General features: G+C 53.4%; 20 protein-coding genes. 4 read left to right on the plus strand and 16 right to left on the minus strand.

The window, feature by feature from the left end; genetic code table 11:
• Positions 1-209 precede the first annotated feature (209 nt).
• Positions 210-1,136 carry a DUF5655 domain-containing protein gene (locus tag AC6CHQ_RS05350; protein ID WP_251238684.1) on the plus strand — a complete coding sequence of 309 codons (927 nt, stop codon included), beginning with the start codon at positions 210-212 and terminating at the stop codon, positions 1,134-1,136.
• An 83-nt stretch (positions 1,137-1,219) separates the two neighbouring features.
• Here AC6CHQ_RS05350 and AC6CHQ_RS05355 read toward each other — a convergent pair whose 3' ends face one another.
• The 6 genes from AC6CHQ_RS05355 to AC6CHQ_RS05380 all read right to left on the minus strand — a co-directional run bounded on the left by AC6CHQ_RS05355 (position 1,220) and on the right by AC6CHQ_RS05380 (position 5,329).
• Positions 1,220-1,615, minus strand: coding sequence for a VOC family protein (locus AC6CHQ_RS05355; RefSeq protein ID WP_251238685.1), 396 nt, complete (start codon positions 1,613-1,615; stop codon positions 1,220-1,222).
• Between the two features lie 15 nt (positions 1,616-1,630).
• Positions 1,631-1,957 (minus strand): SRPBCC family protein, encoded by a 327-nt coding sequence (locus AC6CHQ_RS05360; RefSeq protein WP_251238686.1) that lies wholly within the window; start codon positions 1,955-1,957, stop codon positions 1,631-1,633.
• Between the two features lie 334 nt (positions 1,958-2,291).
• Positions 2,292-3,104, minus strand: a complete 813-nt coding sequence (locus tag AC6CHQ_RS05365; protein ID WP_498081050.1) for an undecaprenyl-diphosphate phosphatase — start codon at positions 3,102-3,104, stop codon at positions 2,292-2,294.
• A gap of 113 nt (positions 3,105-3,217) precedes the next feature.
• The gene (locus AC6CHQ_RS05370) at positions 3,218-3,994 is read right to left on the minus strand and encodes a 2-keto-4-pentenoate hydratase (protein ID WP_498081051.1); all 777 of its coding nucleotides are present in this window, start codon (positions 3,992-3,994) and stop codon (positions 3,218-3,220) included.
• 11 nt (positions 3,995-4,005) lie between these two features.
• On the minus strand, positions 4,006-4,833 hold the full coding sequence (locus AC6CHQ_RS05375) for an adenylyltransferase/cytidyltransferase family protein (RefSeq protein ID WP_498081052.1): 828 nt from the start codon (positions 4,831-4,833) through the stop codon (positions 4,006-4,008).
• A gap of 16 nt (positions 4,834-4,849) precedes the next feature.
• Positions 4,850-5,329, minus strand: a complete 480-nt coding sequence (locus AC6CHQ_RS05380) for a flavin reductase family protein (protein WP_498081053.1) — start codon at positions 5,327-5,329, stop codon at positions 4,850-4,852.
• A 291-nt stretch (positions 5,330-5,620) separates the two neighbouring features.
• Here AC6CHQ_RS05380 and AC6CHQ_RS05385 point away from each other — a divergent pair, with 291 nt between their 5' ends.
• A complete protein-coding gene (locus AC6CHQ_RS05385; RefSeq protein ID WP_498081137.1) occupies positions 5,621-7,444 on the plus strand; it encodes a XylR N-terminal domain-containing protein in 1,824 nt (607 codons plus the stop codon).
• A gap of 43 nt (positions 7,445-7,487) precedes the next feature.
• On the opposite strand, the gene AC6CHQ_RS05390 is transcribed toward AC6CHQ_RS05385, so the two are convergent.
• From AC6CHQ_RS05390 to AC6CHQ_RS05420, 7 genes are all read right to left on the minus strand, one after another.
• A complete protein-coding gene (locus AC6CHQ_RS05390) occupies positions 7,488-7,706 on the minus strand; it encodes a hypothetical protein (RefSeq protein WP_498081054.1) in 219 nt (72 codons plus the stop codon).
• Positions 7,703-8,008 (minus strand): hypothetical protein, encoded by a 306-nt coding sequence (locus AC6CHQ_RS05395; RefSeq protein ID WP_498081055.1) that lies wholly within the window; start codon positions 8,006-8,008, stop codon positions 7,703-7,705. The genes AC6CHQ_RS05390 and AC6CHQ_RS05395 overlap by 4 nt, the downstream gene beginning before the upstream one ends.
• Before the next feature lie 69 nt (positions 8,009-8,077).
• The gene (locus tag AC6CHQ_RS05400; protein ID WP_498081056.1) at positions 8,078-8,311 is read right to left on the minus strand and encodes a hypothetical protein; all 234 of its coding nucleotides are present in this window, start codon (positions 8,309-8,311) and stop codon (positions 8,078-8,080) included.
• A 458-nt stretch (positions 8,312-8,769) separates the two neighbouring features.
• Complete coding sequence (locus AC6CHQ_RS05405; protein WP_498081057.1) at positions 8,770-9,189, minus strand: hypothetical protein; 420 nt, start codon at positions 9,187-9,189, stop codon at positions 8,770-8,772.
• Between the two features lie 108 nt (positions 9,190-9,297).
• Positions 9,298-10,134 (minus strand): alpha/beta fold hydrolase, encoded by an 837-nt coding sequence (locus AC6CHQ_RS05410; protein WP_498081058.1) that lies wholly within the window; start codon positions 10,132-10,134, stop codon positions 9,298-9,300.
• Between the two features lie 45 nt (positions 10,135-10,179).
• Entirely contained in the window at positions 10,180-11,241 is a 1,062-nt protein-coding gene (locus AC6CHQ_RS05415) for a catechol 2,3-dioxygenase (protein WP_498081059.1), read from the minus strand.
• A 55-nt stretch (positions 11,242-11,296) separates the two neighbouring features.
• Positions 11,297-12,502 (minus strand): acyl-CoA dehydrogenase family protein, encoded by a 1,206-nt coding sequence (locus tag AC6CHQ_RS05420; RefSeq protein WP_498081060.1) that lies wholly within the window; start codon positions 12,500-12,502, stop codon positions 11,297-11,299.
• Between the two features lie 212 nt (positions 12,503-12,714).
• Between AC6CHQ_RS05420 and AC6CHQ_RS05425 the strand changes: the two genes are divergently transcribed.
• The gene (locus AC6CHQ_RS05425) at positions 12,715-13,281 is read left to right on the plus strand and encodes a recombinase family protein (protein WP_498081061.1); all 567 of its coding nucleotides are present in this window, start codon (positions 12,715-12,717) and stop codon (positions 13,279-13,281) included.
• Positions 13,282-13,567: 286 nt separating this feature from the next.
• Here AC6CHQ_RS05425 and AC6CHQ_RS05430 read toward each other — a convergent pair whose 3' ends face one another.
• The 3 genes from AC6CHQ_RS05430 to AC6CHQ_RS05440 are packed head-to-tail and all read right to left on the minus strand — an operon-like array spanning position 13,568 to position 14,789.
• Positions 13,568-13,777, minus strand: a complete 210-nt coding sequence (locus tag AC6CHQ_RS05430; protein ID WP_498081062.1) for a helix-turn-helix domain-containing protein — start codon at positions 13,775-13,777, stop codon at positions 13,568-13,570.
• Between the two features lie 12 nt (positions 13,778-13,789).
• Entirely contained in the window at positions 13,790-14,281 is a 492-nt protein-coding gene (locus AC6CHQ_RS05435) for a DUF2975 domain-containing protein (protein WP_498081063.1), read from the minus strand.
• Positions 14,282-14,309: 28 nt separating this feature from the next.
• Positions 14,310-14,789, minus strand: coding sequence for a DUF2975 domain-containing protein (locus AC6CHQ_RS05440; protein WP_498081064.1), 480 nt, complete (start codon positions 14,787-14,789; stop codon positions 14,310-14,312).
• 350 nt (positions 14,790-15,139) lie between these two features.
• Here AC6CHQ_RS05440 and AC6CHQ_RS05445 point away from each other — a divergent pair, with 350 nt between their 5' ends.
• Positions 15,140-16,348, plus strand: coding sequence for an MFS transporter (locus AC6CHQ_RS05445; RefSeq protein ID WP_498081065.1), 1,209 nt, complete (start codon positions 15,140-15,142; stop codon positions 16,346-16,348).
• Positions 16,349-16,445: the final 97 nt, after the last annotated feature.

The raw sequence follows: 16,445 nt of genomic DNA on the forward strand, positions 1-16,445 counted from the left end.
CAATCATCTGTTGCTTTTCTTCCATTATAGAGGGTTTTCTTGAACGGGACCGAAAAAAGGCCTTAACCCTTCTGTATTCATACGGTACCAACAGAAAAACCTTCGACTTCCCTCTTAAAATTTTGGTGTCTATGGCAAATGCGGAATTCACTCAAGTTAAAACCACAAATTAATAATGGTATAATCTTTTCCATAAGGAGTGTTCTATTTTGGGAGATATTAAATTGTTTAGGCTTAACGGGGAATCCGTAGATGAATTAGAAGGACAATCTGTTGCGGTAGAGAAATCCTTACAACACATGATGGAGCGGCACCTTGAAACCTTTTTAGGCGTACGCTTTTTAGCTTCCGAATATAGTACTGGAAAACGTCATGCTGGACGGATAGATACTCTAGGCATAGATGAGAATCATTCACCAGTAATTATTGAATATAAGCGTTCAGTTAATGAAAACGTGATTAATCAAGGACTCTTCTACTTAGATTGGTTACTTGATCATAAAGCGGAATTTGAACTAATGACTTTACGTAAGTACGGGGAAGCAGTTGCAGATTCCATTGATTGGAGTAGTCCCCGTCTACTTTGTATTGCTGGGGGTTTTACTAAATACGATGAACACGCTGTGCAACAAATAAACAGAAATATTGAGCTCTACCAATACAAGCACTACAACGATGGCTTTATTTTACTTGATCTAGTAAACGCTACAACCGCACAAACAGTTCATATAAGTGAGGAGGTTAATAAGGCAACAAGCGCAATAAACCGAAGTACTAAAGTAAAAACTGTTTCTGATTATTTGGAGCAAGCTAATATGGAATTAAGTGATAGATTTGAAACGATAAAAGCATATATGTTGGCACTTGGTGATGATGTCCAGATAAAAATCCTTAAACATTATATTGCATTTAAACGCATCAAGAATTTTGCTTGTGTAGAAATACATCCTCATTCAGTAAAGATACTACTTTATTTGAAAGTTAAACCCGACACAATTACATTAGAAGAAGGCTTTACCCGTGATGTAACTAACATCGGGCATTACGGTACGGGTGATTTGGAAGTTGTTATTTCTGACGATGAGGATATTGAAAAGGCTAAACGCCTTATAGATATGGCATACGATGTTAGTTAACTGAATTCGAAGTAAAGACTATAGTTCATGCTGATGACCTATATCAGAAAAACCGCCGTACTTCTCGGCGGTTTTTGTTTTATTTATTTCGCATTCTCATCCGTCTGATGAATCCCAAAGAGGTTGCCTTCCGGGTCGGTGTAGTAGCCTTGCCAGGCCATGCCGGGGAGGGCGTATTTCGGGAGGGCGACGGTGCCGCCGTTTGCGAGAATCTTTTCTTCCGTGGCGTCGTAGTCCTCAACGCCCATCGTGCAGGCGAATCCGCTGAGCGGCTGGCCTGGGGACGGCGGCGGGCTCTGGCGCTGCATGAGGGCGCCGTCGATGCCGTGTTCCTCCTTGCTTCCGGTCACGGCCCCGAAGTACGGCATGCCAGCGTATTCGCTCCAGTCTTCGAACGTCCATCCGAATACTTCCCCGTAGAATTTCTTCGCCTGCTCCATATCGTTAACGTGGATCTCAAAGTGTACGACTTTCCCCATCTTGCATTCCCCTTCCTATCCCTGGTTGGATTCCAGATAATCCTTTAGTGCATCCAGGTCTTTCGCCGTGGCTTTCTTGAATGGGCCGGCCATCATCTTGCCGAACATCTTCGTCAGGCCGGTGAGCCCTCCGATCTCGCCGTGCAGGTGGACGTTGGACTGGTCGCCCGTCCCGCCGACCCGATACGTGAAGAGGTACTCCCCCTTCCCTGTCGTGCCTTTTGTCCCGTCGACTTTCAGCACGATCTTCTCGTTGGGCACGAGTTCCACGACTTCGAAATGCTCGGACGCTTTTGACCCGTACATCTTCCTCGTCTCGATCCAGGTGCTGCCTTCCCGCATCGGTCCGACGTCCTGACGCTCGATCCCGACGAGCCCCCTGCATCCAATGTTCCGCGGCCTCCAGATCTAGCAGCGCGTCATACAGCCGCTCCTTCTGCACACGGAAATCCCGTTCCACTTCGAACTCAATACTCAACGCTGTCCCTCCGTCCTCCTGCCCAAGTACTTCCCTGTCCAATTCGACTCGGGGTTGGTGAAGCCCTTTCTGAATCCAAGATTTCTTCTATATAAATCCCGAGAATGAGCTGAAGGAAAAGGCCGCCATAGAAAAGGAAGTCCCTCCGAAACGCCTGAAATCAGGCCGTTCGAAGAGACTCCTTTTTTATTTCACCTATCAGAAAAAGATCAGCAGCAGGATCCCTGCGATAAAGCAGTAGTATGTAAAGTAGACGAGCTTCCCGCTTTTCATGACGCCCATGAACCACTTGAGCGCAAAGTAGGTCATGAACAGGGTCGCGACAAATGCGGCGAGATAAGGGATCATCAGGTCCGCTTTGTTCGGTTCATCCATGAAATCCTCAACGCCCAGCACCAGGCCGCCGAGGCTCACGGGGATGTAGAGCATGAATGAGAACCGGAGTGCGGTTTCCTGTTTCATGCCGACGGCGATTGCCGAGATGATGGTCGCGCCGGAGCGGCTGATGCCCGGTGTCAGTGCCGCAGCCTGACCGAATCCGACGAGGATGGCGTCCTTTACCGTCAGGTCGCCTTCCCCTTTGGTGCCTTTCATATTGCGGATCAGCCACAGGGCGATCCCCGTGATGAACAGCATGATCGCGATCACCGTCATGCTGACGTTTTCCGCGATGTAGTCGTTCAGCAAAAAGCCGAGGGCGCCTGCGGGAATGGTGCCGATGACGATAAAGCAGACAAAGCGGAAATCGCTCTTGTATCGGTCATCTTTCGTTTTCAGGTAGTTCAGCGAGTTGACCGCGAGCCTTGCGATATCCTGCCGGTAGATAAACAGGATGGCGAGCAGCGAAGCGGTATTGGTCAGGATCGCGAACGTGAAGCCCTGCTCCCCCAGCCCGAGCAGTTCGCTCGCCACCATGACATGGCCGCTGGACGATACCGGAATCGGTTCGGTAAAACCCTGGACGAGCCCGATCACGATCATCTTGATGATCAATATCAAATCTGTTTCCATGTTGTCCTCCTTGTAAAACCCCTCCCCATTTTATACAACATTCCCGGTGGAAGAAACTACGAAAAGCCTTCGGGATTCGAAGGCTTTTTGTCATGACTGTTTAATTGTGTGTTTCAGGAAAACGAAACGTCCACATCGCCAAGATTTTCAAACGTCGCCTTGAACCGGTCACCCGGCTGGACGTCGACCGCTTTCGTGAGGGCGCCTGCAAGCACCGCTTCCCCGGCTTTCAGCGGGATGCCGTACTCGTGAAGGGCCTTTGCCAGCCAGACGACGGCTTCGAGCGGGTTTCCGAGCACGGCGGAGCCGAAGCCTTCATCCAGTTTCTCGCCGTTCTTGAAGACTTCCATCTTTACCGACGGAAGGTCGATCTCGTCCAGCTTCACCTGCTGTTTCCCGAACACCGCTCCGGCAGAAGAACCGTTGTCGGCGACGGTGTCCTCGAACTTGATTTTCCAATCTTTGATCCGGCTGTCGATGATCTCGGCTGCCGGCACGACGTAATCGATGGCATTCGCAACAGTCTCCAGCGACGCGTTGGCGCCGTCAATGTCCTCTTTCAGGACAAAGGCGATCTCGAACTCCACCCTCGGCGCGATCAGACGGCTTGTATCGACAGGCTCGCCTTCCGTGAAGATCATGTCGTCGAACAGGTGGCCGTAGTCCGGCCGGTCGACACCGAGCATGTCCTGCATCGCCTTGCTCGTGAGGCCGATCTTCTTGCCTTTGACGACCGCTCCGTCCGCCTGCCGTTTCCGCACGTATTCCAACTGCGCGGCATACGCCTGGTCCGGCGTGAGGTCCGGATAGGTTTCCGTCAGCGGCGCAATCGGCTGCCCGGTCTTCTCCGCGCGGTAGATCTGATTTCCGAGTTGTTCTGTAGCCAGCATGTTCCTGCCCCCTATTGCGCCACGGAGTGGTAGAGGGAATGGTTGGCTACCCACCTCTGCCACTCGATGGCGATTTCCTGTTGGTCAATGTGCTTCAGCAAGCATTTTTTCATAAACGAGATGGTCTGCCGGTCGCTGTCCACGTAGATCTGCGAGTCATGCCACGCGCTCCCCGTGCCGATCCGGACGTCATAGATGCCGCTCCGCGGCAGCATATAGTACTCCTTGAGCTTGAGACTTCCTCCCGACACTTCAGCGCGTGTCGTGTAGCATCTGCCGAGCAGCTGCCTCACTTCAGCGATCCGTCCATCAAGTATCGCAGCCCGGATGCGGGTCGAGCTGATCTTCTCGCGGCGGTACTGGACTTCCTCCACCTTTGACACTCCGATCCGGCCGCCCGAGTCCGCGAACAGGCGGTCGATCGTCCCCACTCCCTTGAACCCGTACGAAAAGTCGTAGCCTGCGACCGCATGGACCGTGCCGAACTTGAGCAGGTACTGCTCCACATAGGCTTCAGGACTCAGTGAGGCGAAGGCTTTCGTGAATGTGACGATATAGAACCGGTCGACGCCCATCTCTTCCAGGAGCCGCGCTTTTTCCTCGAGCGGGATCAGATAGTCCACCTTCACCTTGCCGCCGGACAGCACCGTCTTGGGATGAGGAAAGAAGCTCATCACATCCAGCAGAACGCCGGCCCGGTCGGCTTTGCGCCTGGCCGTCTTGATGACTTTCTGGTGCCCTTTGTGTACGCCGTCGAAAAAGCCGAGTGCGATGACGTTCGGGCGCGCTTTTTCCTGCCAGTCGGCGAGATTGGCTTCGTTCAGGATGATGATCTCCATGCCTTCCACCCCTTTTTTACTGGACAGCTTCGGCGAATTCTTCGAGGCGGCGGTACTTGCCGCAGTTGAAGATGAGCGGATCCCCGTCCGCCAGGGCCATGTCATTCACCTTGCCGATAAAGAGCACATGGTCCCCTTCCGTATGTTCGTTGTAGACTTCGCACGACAGCTGGCAAAGCGCGCCCTTCACGACCGGCGTGTCCCCGAGGCGCTCGAATTCAAATTGTTCCTCGGTCTTTTTCTGGCCGGCGAAAATCATGGACACTTCCTGCTGCTCACAGGAAAGGACGTTCACCGAGAACTTGCCGCTCTGACGAATGCGCTCCAGCATCTTGGCCTGATGGCCGATCGAGATCACGATCAGCTTCGGGTCGAGCGATACGGACATGAACGCATTGGCGGTCATTCCATACGCTTCCCCGTCCGTTTCCGTTGCGATTACATTGACTCCGGTGGCAAACTTCCCCATTGCATTTCTGAACTGACGATCATCCATTCCAATCCCCTCCTTGGTTTGATCAGAGTCCATGCGACTAAATACTCAACATTTCAAATTTACAGACAACATGTTGTAAAAAAATATGTTCCGAACTATAATGTAACCGCTACCAACTACTCCGATAAATCAAGGACTCTGATTTGATTACATACATCCTACCACCTCCGTCAGTCGTCGTTTACCCACGAAAACTACCAAGTTGGACGGATTCTTCGTATGAAAGACACGAATTCCCCCGGCAATCCGTTAGTAAGAGCGTTCAGATCAAAGGAGTGGATATGATTGAAAATGATGGCAAACAAAGCGAAGCTTCATGACGTGTTTGAACTGCCCACGGAACAGACGATGAAGATCTTCCATGACCGGCTGATCAGCATTCCCGTGACGGCGCTGTCCGCCCTGAAGCGGGAGCTCGTCGCAAGCATCGGCGAAGACCGGGCGAAAGGCGTGTTCATCCGTTACGGCTGGCACACGGGCGTGAGCGAGGGCGAAAAGGTCCGGAATTTCGAGTGGAAAGACGAGACGGAGCTGGTCGAAGCCGGCCCCAAATTCCATGTGATCCACGGCTACCTGGACGAGGTCATCGTGGACGATATCCGGTTCGGCGAAGACGGCCATGTCGACTACATCAAGGCGCTCTGGTCCAAGTCGTACGAAGCGGATGAATACAAGCGGACCAACAGGCTGAGCGACGAGCCCGTCTGCCATACGCTGTGCGGGTATGCGAGCGGCTACCTGTCCACCGCCCTGCAGAAGCCGATCCTCGTGAAGGAAACGAAGTGCGAGGCGATGGGACACGAGCGCTGCGAGATCGTCTGCATGCCGGTCGAAAAATGGGACGAAGAGGACCGGAACGAATATCGCTACTACCAGTCTTCGAGCATGATCAAGGAACTGGACGAGGTCACGGCCAAGCTGAAGACGGAGCGGGACTATCTGACGAAGGCCAATGACATCCACAAGGAGCTGATCGAGGAACTGCTGTCCACGCAGGAGCTCCAGAAGATTACGGACCTCCTTTGCGAGAAGGCGGGGCTGCCTACATTCATCGAGGACGAAAAGCACCGGATCATCGCCCGCTCCGGGGACATCGACCTCAATCTGGACCTGAAGACGCTCGGGACGGACACAACCTGCTTCACGCAGCTTTCCCACGGCCGGGGGATTCTCAGGACCCCGATCCTGTTCGAAAACGAGATCAAGGGATTCTGCTCGTTCCTCTACCATAACGGCCAGGAACCCACTGAACTGGAACGCATGATCATCGACCAGGCATCACTCACTTCCTCCATCATCCTGATGAACGAGAACATCAAGCTCCAGACGGAACAGAACATCAGGCGGAGCTTTTTGAGCGATATCCTGGATGAAAAGATGGACAAGGAGGAACTGTATCAGGTCGCCCGTTACCTGGAACTGGACCTGGAGTCGGACTACTGGATGCTGACGCTCGAACGGAACATCGACCAAGCCGACCTGAGCTCGGAAGTGGAGATCAGCGAAAAGCTTTTCCGCCACCTGAATCTGTTCCTGAAGGAGCGGGGCATCAACGCGATCGTCTCCCACCGCTCCGGGAACATCCTGATCGTCATCGACTATTCCAGCTGCCTGAACTGCTTTGCCGACCGGACAACCTTCATCAACAAACTGCTGAAGCATTGCGAAAAACGCTTTAAGGGCCTGTCCTTCTACGTCGGCGCCAGCTCCGTGGCGGATAGCCTCGAGGAACTGCCCGTCCTGTACAGCGAGACGCTGACCGCGCTGAATGCGAAAAGCGACGACAAGTGGATTCTGTACTACGAGGAGCTTGGCGTCGAAAGCATCCTTTTCAAGATTTCCAACGAAAAGACGCTGGACCGGTTCGTCAACAACCAGCTTGGCGTGCTGCTGAAGGAAGACAAAAGCCTGGAGCTGATCACCACGCTCCGTGACTACATCGAGAACGGCATGAACATCAACGCCACCGCCAAAGCCATCTCCATGTCAATCAGCGGCCTGCGCTACCGCCTCGGCAAAATCAGCGAACTCCTCGACGTCGAACTCGACGACACCAAGCGCCTGTTTTCCGTCTACATGGCGCTGAATGTGCTGAAGGCAAAGGGGAAGATCTAAACACGAAAGCCTGCCGAATTGTGAGGGATCGGCAGGCCTTTGATTACTGGAAACTGCTCAGCGCAAGCAGCGTTAAGGTGGTAGTGATTCCTATAATAATATAACTTTCTTTTCTCTTGTGGTTTTTGATGAGTTGAAGGCCATAAAGCGAGAAGATGATCGGCAGGACAAAGAAGACCACGCCGATTGAAAATAAGTCGAGCGTCATCTTCAGCACCAAAGCAATCAATGCAACCGCTATGTTGAGATACAGCAGGCTCACCCAAACCTCCTCCCTTTAACTGGCTTGCCTCTTAGCTCCAAAAGAAGCGGCGAGATATTCAGCAAAATCGAAATGATGGTCAGCCCCCATAACGCCCGTTCCATGCCAGGCACGACATCCATCAGCGCTGCCCAGTCTTCCGCTTCCACCCAATCGGATACCAGGCTATATTCTGCACAAAGGGTCAAAGCTGTGAGCGATAACCCCATCGCCATGGCCAGCCTATCATCCTTCCCTGCTCGATACAGATAAAGATTTGTCATTGTTGACGCGATCGCGAAAACACCTAATAGAATCCACATGGCTTCATCCCCATTTTTTATGTACTCCCCCAAATGCGGGTGCTGGTCAACTGGACGTTTGAACTTGCTTTAAGATTCTTTTTTCCACTTTCTGTACTTATAGACTAAGCTTGCGAGGTAAAGCAGCGTAGTTAAAATCGGAACCTCTACTTTAATAAACTCATTGTCTAACGAAGGATGTGCAGGTACACACCAAACAGCCCAATACAGAAAAAGCAAAGCTAAAAAGCCACTCCAAAGCGATCGGATAAACTTTCCTCTCGCATCCAGCTCATAATAACCAATCTTAATATCTTTCTTCATGCCACCACCCCCACATCCTCAATACCATTTCGCATGCACCTTGCCTTTAAGCAAAAGACGGCTTTTATCCCGCACTCCCTTATATGAAAACTTAGCCCAATAATTATTTCTTTTTGTTAGTACTTTTTAATGCATTTGCGTAAGCAACAATAAACACAATAAATATTATTCCTCCAATTGCAGCGACTGTTATCAAAAACTCCAATTCTCATCTCTCCTTAGGCCTTTTCCCTGTTGATCTGATTTTTTTATAGAGGAAGATCACAATATCTATCAACACCGCTACGATGGCAACGGTTAAGTAAGACCATATGGAAGGCACAAATGGGCCTGGACCGAACAGCAAATTTAAGATGGTTCCCACAACCAAATAACCTAAGCCGAAAAAGCTGAATGGCCACTTTCTCCGGTTCCTGCGATCAGCGCCCATCTATTCTTCCCCCCTCCCAATCACCTGGCTATGCCCGAACACGATGCACGTGTCGGCTCTTCTTACATATCCGGCCCACCCATAATTCGGTCAGCCAGTAAACCAGCGCAGCGGCAGCTCCAAGCAGGCCAGAGAGCAGGAGTGCCGGAAGAATGAAGTCATCCTGCATCGTCAGAATCGCGATCAGTCCCGTGATTCCGGCTCCACTCAGAACATATGCCCTCAGTTTCCCGAACTTGCCGCTGATGTACTGATCAGCCGTCCAGGACACGCCGATTCCCAACGTTAAATAGATCGGTGCGATATAAATCAGATTAATCGTAAACAGTTCGCCCAGTCCGAAATGGTAGACTCCGGGCTCCACCTCGCCTTTTGGTGTGTATTGAAACAAGCACAGCAATGCCGTGAATATAATTGCGGATCCTGAAGCAGAAAGGAATCTTAGCAAAGGCAACGCCTCCTTTCCATAATTTTACCATAGTTGATTGATTCACCCATCCCCCCACCCAATGAAAAGACCGCCAAATCATAGCCGATTTGGCGGTCTTTCCTCTGTTTATTTCCCGTTTACAAACGCCAGGATGTGGTTGATGAACGGCTCTGTTTTCTCGATCTGCGTCCAGTGTCCGCATTGGTTGAAGAGGTGGAGTTCCGCATTGGGCAGCAGTTGCACAAGCTTGTAGCTGGTGTCTTCGAACAGGATGACCTGGTCGTTGAGTCCGTGGAAAAGCAGGGTCTCGGTCTTCAGATTTTTGAGTTCTTCTTCTGACAGCGAGAGTTCGTTCACCCGCTCCTGCTGGTTCTCATAGAACATGGCGTGGAAGGCTTCCTTCGTCTCAGGTTCCATGCTTGCCTCGTAGCGCAAACGGACGAGTTCTTCGTTCTTTGCCGCGGCTTCATCATAGGAGAACAGTTCAATCAGATGGCGCATGTTTTCGATGCTCGGGTCGTATCCCCACACTTTGCTGAGGCCGTAAGAGACCTTGTGCTCCACCCCTACGGAGCCCATCAGGATCAGCTTCTTGACGAGATCTGGACGTCTGTGGGCAATGTGGAGCGCCATCGCTCCGCCGAACGAGTTGCCGACGAGGTACACAGGGCCGTCCGCCACTTCCTCGATAAAGCCGATCAGGTGGTTGACCCAGTTGTCGAGGGAATACTCGTCCTTCTCCAGTTTGGCGGTTTTGCCGAATCCGACCACGTCCGGGGCGAATACGTGAAGCGATTCGCTCAGGCGCGGGATGACCAGTCGCCAGTTGGCGTAGGCGGAGACCCCCGGGCCGGAGCCGTGGATCAGGATCATCGTTTCCGTGCCGGAGCCCGCTTCGAGATAATTCGTCTCGATGCCGTTGATCTTCATGCGTTTTTCAGTCAGTTCCTCAGTTGCGACCAAGAGAATAGCCTCCTTCTGCTTTTGCTGCTTTGGTTGTTGCGTTTATTAAACGTTCGCCTGTTCTTTCGACTCTTCTACCGTCACGGAGCGGACGTCTTCGGTCTCTTCCTCGATCGGCGTCTGTCCGGCGATGGCCGGCACTTTCTCTTCGCGTACTGGTGTCCCGTAGCGGAAGAAGTCAGCAGGCAGTTCAGCAGCGCCCTGCCAGATGATGGCTTTCTCAAGGTCTTTTCCTTTCCACTCGACGGTTTTCCAGTCCGGGTCAAAGATGAGGTAGCCCGCGTCGCCAAACAGTTCCACACGGTTGCCGCCCGGTTCGCAGACGTAGAGGCAGGAGGCCTGGGAGACGCCGTGCTTGAGCGGTCCTGCTTCGATCTCGAAGCCGCGTTCGATCAGGAGGTCCGCGACGTCCGTCAGCGACTGCGGATAGCCGTACCAGTAGCAGATGTGGTGCAGGCGGCCTTTTTCGCCGAGCGCGTCGCCCATGACCGCAATGTCGTGCGCGAGGTTCGTGACACTCGTCCAAGCCGCGATGTCGTTGTTGTCCTCGTCCAGGATGCGCTCATTGACCTTGAAGCCGAGCAGCGCTTCCAGGAATTCGACGGTTTCGCGCGGGTTGCTGGACAGCAGGTTGATGTGGTCCAGCCGGCGGACCGGCACGCCGATGTTCGGGCGGCGCTGCGGACGGTTCAGGAGCTTCGTCTTTTCTTCTTCGGGCGCTTCAAAGTATTCCACTTCATAGAAGATCTCCATGAGGTGGCCATCAGGCGACTTGAACTGGTAGGCCGGCCCATGGCCGATATCCCCGTCGATCCAGCCGATGCCGTAGCCCTTTTCCTCGAGTTCCTTCACCCGGCGCTCCAGCGCATTCGGCGAAGTCGCCCGCAGCGACAGGTGGCCGAGGCCCGCTTCATGGTGGTCCGTGATCTTCAGCGTGTTGTGATAGTGATCCTCATAGGCACGCATGTAGACGGACTTCCCTTCGCGTGCCGCAACGCTCATCCCGAGAATCTCTCTGAAGAACGCCACGGACTCCTCGATTTTCGGGCTGTAGATCTCCAGGTGCGCCAGTTGCGCGACATCAAACAATGGTTCTTCTCGCTTCATGTGAACTCCCCCTATTTTGGTTGATTGGATTCGATTCAGGATTAAAGGTTGCGGCTTACCACATCGGGTGGCCGTCGAAGCCGAGGATCGTCTTGCCGTAGCCGACCATGGCATCTTCGTACAGGTGTGTCGGGTGCGCGGCGACCGCGATCAGGTCACGGACAAACCGTTCGGACTGGCCATTCCGGTAGAGCGCGTTGCCCCCGAGGTTGATGATGATGCGTGTGGCCAGTTCCGCGGAATTTTTCGCGACGTATCCGCGCATCGCGAACAGCTGCTCGCGCTCTTCCTCTTCTAGGACACGGGTGCCCTCTGCCCGGTAGCCCTGGAGCTTTTCAAGCAGTTCATCCGCGATGTTTTTGAGCGCGTTGAATTCCATCTTGATCTCGCCGATATTCCGCTGGCCGCTGCTTCCGTCTTTCTCGTTTTTCTTGTTGTTGTAGATCCGGACGCGGCCTTTTGTCTTCTCGATGTAATCGTCGACGAGTCGGTTCAGGCCGCCGATGGCCACCTGCGCGAATCCGGACAGGAAGTAGGCGAGATAAGGGACGTTGAAGATCTGGTAGTCCGGCTCATAGTTACCGTCAGGCGCGGTTGCGCCCTGGACAACCCGGCTGATCGGGAAGACCATGTGCGGTGCCACATACACTTTGTCCAGCTTGACCGCATTGCTGCCGGTTCCCCGGAGGCCGAGCGTGTCCCAGTTCTCGATGATTTCGGTGTCGTCTTTGTGGACGATGAACAGGCTCAGTTCAGGATTTTCCCCGTCCCGCATCTTGTGGATGGCACCGAGTGCGATCCAGTCACACCAAAGAACGCCACTGCAGAAGTTCCAAGTCCCGCTGACGATGTATCCTTCCCCGTCGTCCGCATCCTCGACCTGACCGACCGGCGCGAACACGTCCGCCATGAGCTCCCCTCTGCCGAAGAGCTTGTCCCGGCCCTCTTTCGGGAGAAACGCCGGCCATGTTTCATGGATGATCGCGAAGTAAGTGATCCATGCGGCGGGCACGCTGTGGTACGCGACCGTCCGGATAATATCGCCGAACGTCTTGAAGTCCAGTTCCTGGCCACCGTATGTTTTCGGCCGCATCAGCATATGGAATTCCGCTTCTTTCATTTTCTCTATGACGACATCCGGCAGTTTTCCGTCTTTATCCGACTGTAGGGAATGCTGTTCCGCCAGTTCACCAAGTTCCTTTGCTCTGCGCAATAGCTCTTCACGTTCCAAGGGCTTCTGAAGTACGTTAGGTTGTCTCATACGTCTCCTCCTCATTTGTAAGCGCTATCAACCGAATAGCTTATGTCATAGTATAGGGAGGCCGAAGAAACAAGAGTACCCACTGTTTGTATGAAGATTCCGATTATTTTCGCACGATATGTACGAAAGAGGTCTGTCACATGGTCATGTATAATCCCCCGCTGAATCTCCCACACTAGGTTCATCTCAGAATCTATTGGAGGAGATCAGCTATGACCATTCAACTGCCGCCAATCCGGAAAGCCGCCGTATATGTCCGCTCGACCTATTGGGGGCGCGCGCCGCTCCACGCCTCGGCCGATGACAACGAAGAGCTCCTCTTGCGCATGGTCGAGGGGCGCTGCGACTATGACCTGTTTTATGAAGCGAGCAGCTACAAGCGAAATGAAGCCGCGATGGAACTGTTGCGCTGGGCCGACATGGGCGAGTTTGACGCCATCGTCACGCGGCACATCCACTCATTCGGGCTCGGCATCAAGTTCGACTGGGACACGATGATGGGCCTGATGATGGCCCGGGGCATCCGGATCATCACGCCGGAAAAGGTGTATTCGAGGGAAAATCGGAATGACATGACGTACCTGGAATTCATGATGCGCGCGCTCCGGGATGAATACGAAATCAAGTTCGGCGCTGAGTGGGACCGCGTGACGATGAGCTACCGCTTGAGGAAGACACCGGTGGAGCTCATGAGTTTGTACGAGCGGCCGGCTTCTGCGCAGGTGATCGAGTTTCCGGGGGTGTCCGGACGTGATAAGCTGCCGGGAGAGCCGTCTTAAGTCTGCGGCCGCGATCTCGTCATTCAGGCGTGCAGTTTCGTCATTCGTGTCGCCGATTTCGTCATTCGTGGCCACAGTTTCGTCATTCGTGTCGCCGATTTCGTCATTCGACCATGCTCCACTTAATGAACTCCATCACAAAGGGACCATCCGTCGCGGATGGTCCCTTTCCTCATGATTCCTCTATATGTGGTGAACGTACACGATCGGCTCGCGAAAGTACACCAAGAGTCCTTGAAAGTACACCATCCGTGCCCGAAAGTACACCATGCCATGCGCCCGGCTCCTATTCCTCTTCCCGGTACTCCAAGATATCCCCTGGCTGGCAGTCGAGCGCCTTGCAGATGGCTTCGAGCGTCGAGAAGCGGACGGCCTTGGCCTTGCCGTTTTTCAGGATGGACAGGTTGGCCATCGTGACGCCGACTTTTCCGGAGAGTTCGGTGACGCTCATCTTGCGCTTGGCGAGCATGACGTCGAGATTAATAATAATTGGCATTTGGCTCCCTCCTCAGACCGTCAGATCGTTTTCGTGTTTGATGTCGATCGCCTGTTTCAGCAGCCTCTGGAGCACCGCGGCGAAGACGGCGATCACGAGCGACGCGCCGACGATGACCAACCCAAGCAGGGCAAGGCCGGGGGCGTCATCCCATTCCGCGATCATGAAGATGAACGGCAGTCCCGCCGCATACAGGGCGCTAATCGTGAAGGCATAGTTGCGGATTTTCTTGAGCGACTCGACCGACAGCTCCGAGAACGCTTCGTTTCGGTCGATGTAGCCCAGGAGCTTCAATGCCTGGTAAAGGGCCATGTAAAACGGGATGGCCGAAATGTACATGATCGCCATCAGGCTGAGGACGATCCAAGGCAGCTGCATCCCTTCGCCGATATAGCCCATTGTTTCCAGGACAATTTTCGGAAGGATCAGGACCGCAATCAGGAGCACCGGAATGCCTATTACGATGACTGCAAGCCTCAGAAGCAACGTAGAACCTTTTTTCATATCGTGCACCTCGTTTCTTATTGATGGATCAGACAATCAATTCATTTTCCGCCTGGATGGAGATGGCCTGTTTCAGAAGATGCCCGAGTACCGCCGAGAAAACGGCGATTACGACCGAAATCCCGACGATGCCCATGCCGATGACGACCAGGCCGGGGGCTTCTTCAATCCGGGAAAGCTCGACGAATACGGGAAAGCCGAGTGCAAACATGACGGCGACAATCGCGGCACAGTGACGGATCTTCCGCAATGCCAGGATGGCAGGCTCCGAGAACGCCTCCCTGTTGTCAATCAGCCCCAGCAGCCGCCACGCCTCGCGCAACGCCATAAGGTAAGGCACCGCCGATCCGGCCAATACGGCAAACAGTCCCCAATCCGCAAATGGCAGTGCTTCTCCGCGGATCAGGTCAAGCGATACTTCGATGCTAAGTTGAAGGGCGACCGCAAGCACCGGCAGGCCCATCACCACCAAAGTGAGCTTCAGGAATAACGTCGATCCCCTCTTCATCAAGCACACCTCTTCCCATTGATTCTTCTCGATTATAGATAAATGTATATCGAATATCAATAAATAATGATTGGAAAACGAAAAAACTTTTCCCCAACACCACAAACATGCTGCACCCTCGTCGGGCAGCAGCACGTTGAAGGGCCGACGGGTGAGTTTGCACGTTCGGTGCTTAAGATTGCACGTTGGGGCCGCGAGTCTGCACGTTGGAGCTGCGAGTTTGCATATTCGACCGCCCAGATTGCACGTTCGGAAGCTATCCGATGTATTAAAATTGCAATAATCCTATCTCCTTATCCTTCTGTCCTTGCAGTATAGTTGGGTTAACACGTTTTTCCGGGGGGATGGGGATGAGGCGGAGTACGTTATACGGGTTGTTGATCGGAGGCATCGGGGTGTCTCAGTTCGGCAACTGGATTTATCTGATCGCGCTGAATCTGCTTGTGCTCGACATGACCGGTTCGGCAGCGGCAGTCGCCCTTCTCTATGTCGTTGGACCGTCGGCGCGAGTTCTGATGAGCCTGTTCGCCGGATCGGTGATTGACCGCTCCGACAAGAAGCGGCTCATGATCGCCTCCGACCTCATCCGGGGACTGCTTGTCTTCATGATGCCGTTCGCCGGATCGATCTGGATTGTCTACCTGCTTGTCTTCCTGACCAACGCGACAGGGACGTTTTTCGGGCCAAGTTCGACATTCGTCATCACGAAGCTTGTCCCGGAAGGTGATCGCAAGCGATTCAATTCGTTCATGGGGATGATGAATTCCGGTGCGTTCCTGATCGGCCCGGCACTTGCCGGTGTTCTGATCTTGACTGTCGGGACGACATGGACGGTTTTCCTGAACAGCGCAACATTCTTTCTTTGTGCCGCAGCCATTGCGCTTCTGCCGGTACCAAAAGAAACGGGTGCCCCCTCCGGACGGTTTGGATGGCGGATGGTGCGAGATGACTTCGGTGAAGTCACCCGTTTTATCCGATCGGAGCCTTTTTTCTTCCGCATCTATCTGATATTCCAAATCGCGCTCATGCTGGCATTCGCACTCGACTCCCAGGAAGTGACGTTCATCAAACAGGACCTGGCACTCGGTGACCAGAAGTACGGGCTGCTCGTAAGCATTGCGGGAGCCGGGTCCCTCATCGGGGCATCACTTTCCGCCGCATTCGCGAAGAAGCTGTCCCTGCAGGCCTATCTCGGATTCGGAACTGTACTGACGATGGCGGCGTATGCGGCATTCTATAGCTCAGCCGGCTTTTATCCGGCGATGATCTCCTTCATCCTGCTCGGCATCTTCATGGCCTTCAGCAACGCCGGCTACGACACGTTCTACCAGCGCAACGTGCCGACCGCGCTCATGGGAAGAGTCGGCAGCCTGGCTATGATCTTCCAGAACGTCCTGCAGATTGCCTTCACCCTCCTGCTTGGCCTTTTCGCGGAATGGTTTAGCGTGCAAGGGGCCGCAATCGTCTTTGCGCTAATTGCAATTGTGCTTGCCATTGCCCTTTCCGTATCGGTATTTGACCGCAAGAAGGCCGGGTACTTTGAAGCGGAAAGTGCATGAGTACCAAAAAACAATGAAGCCCCCACCGATCATATTAAAGTGATCCGGCGGGGGCTTTTTGTCGGAATGATTCCAATTTCCTCTACATTGAACTCTG

The organism is Bhargavaea sp. GQ12, from assembly GCF_059758705.1.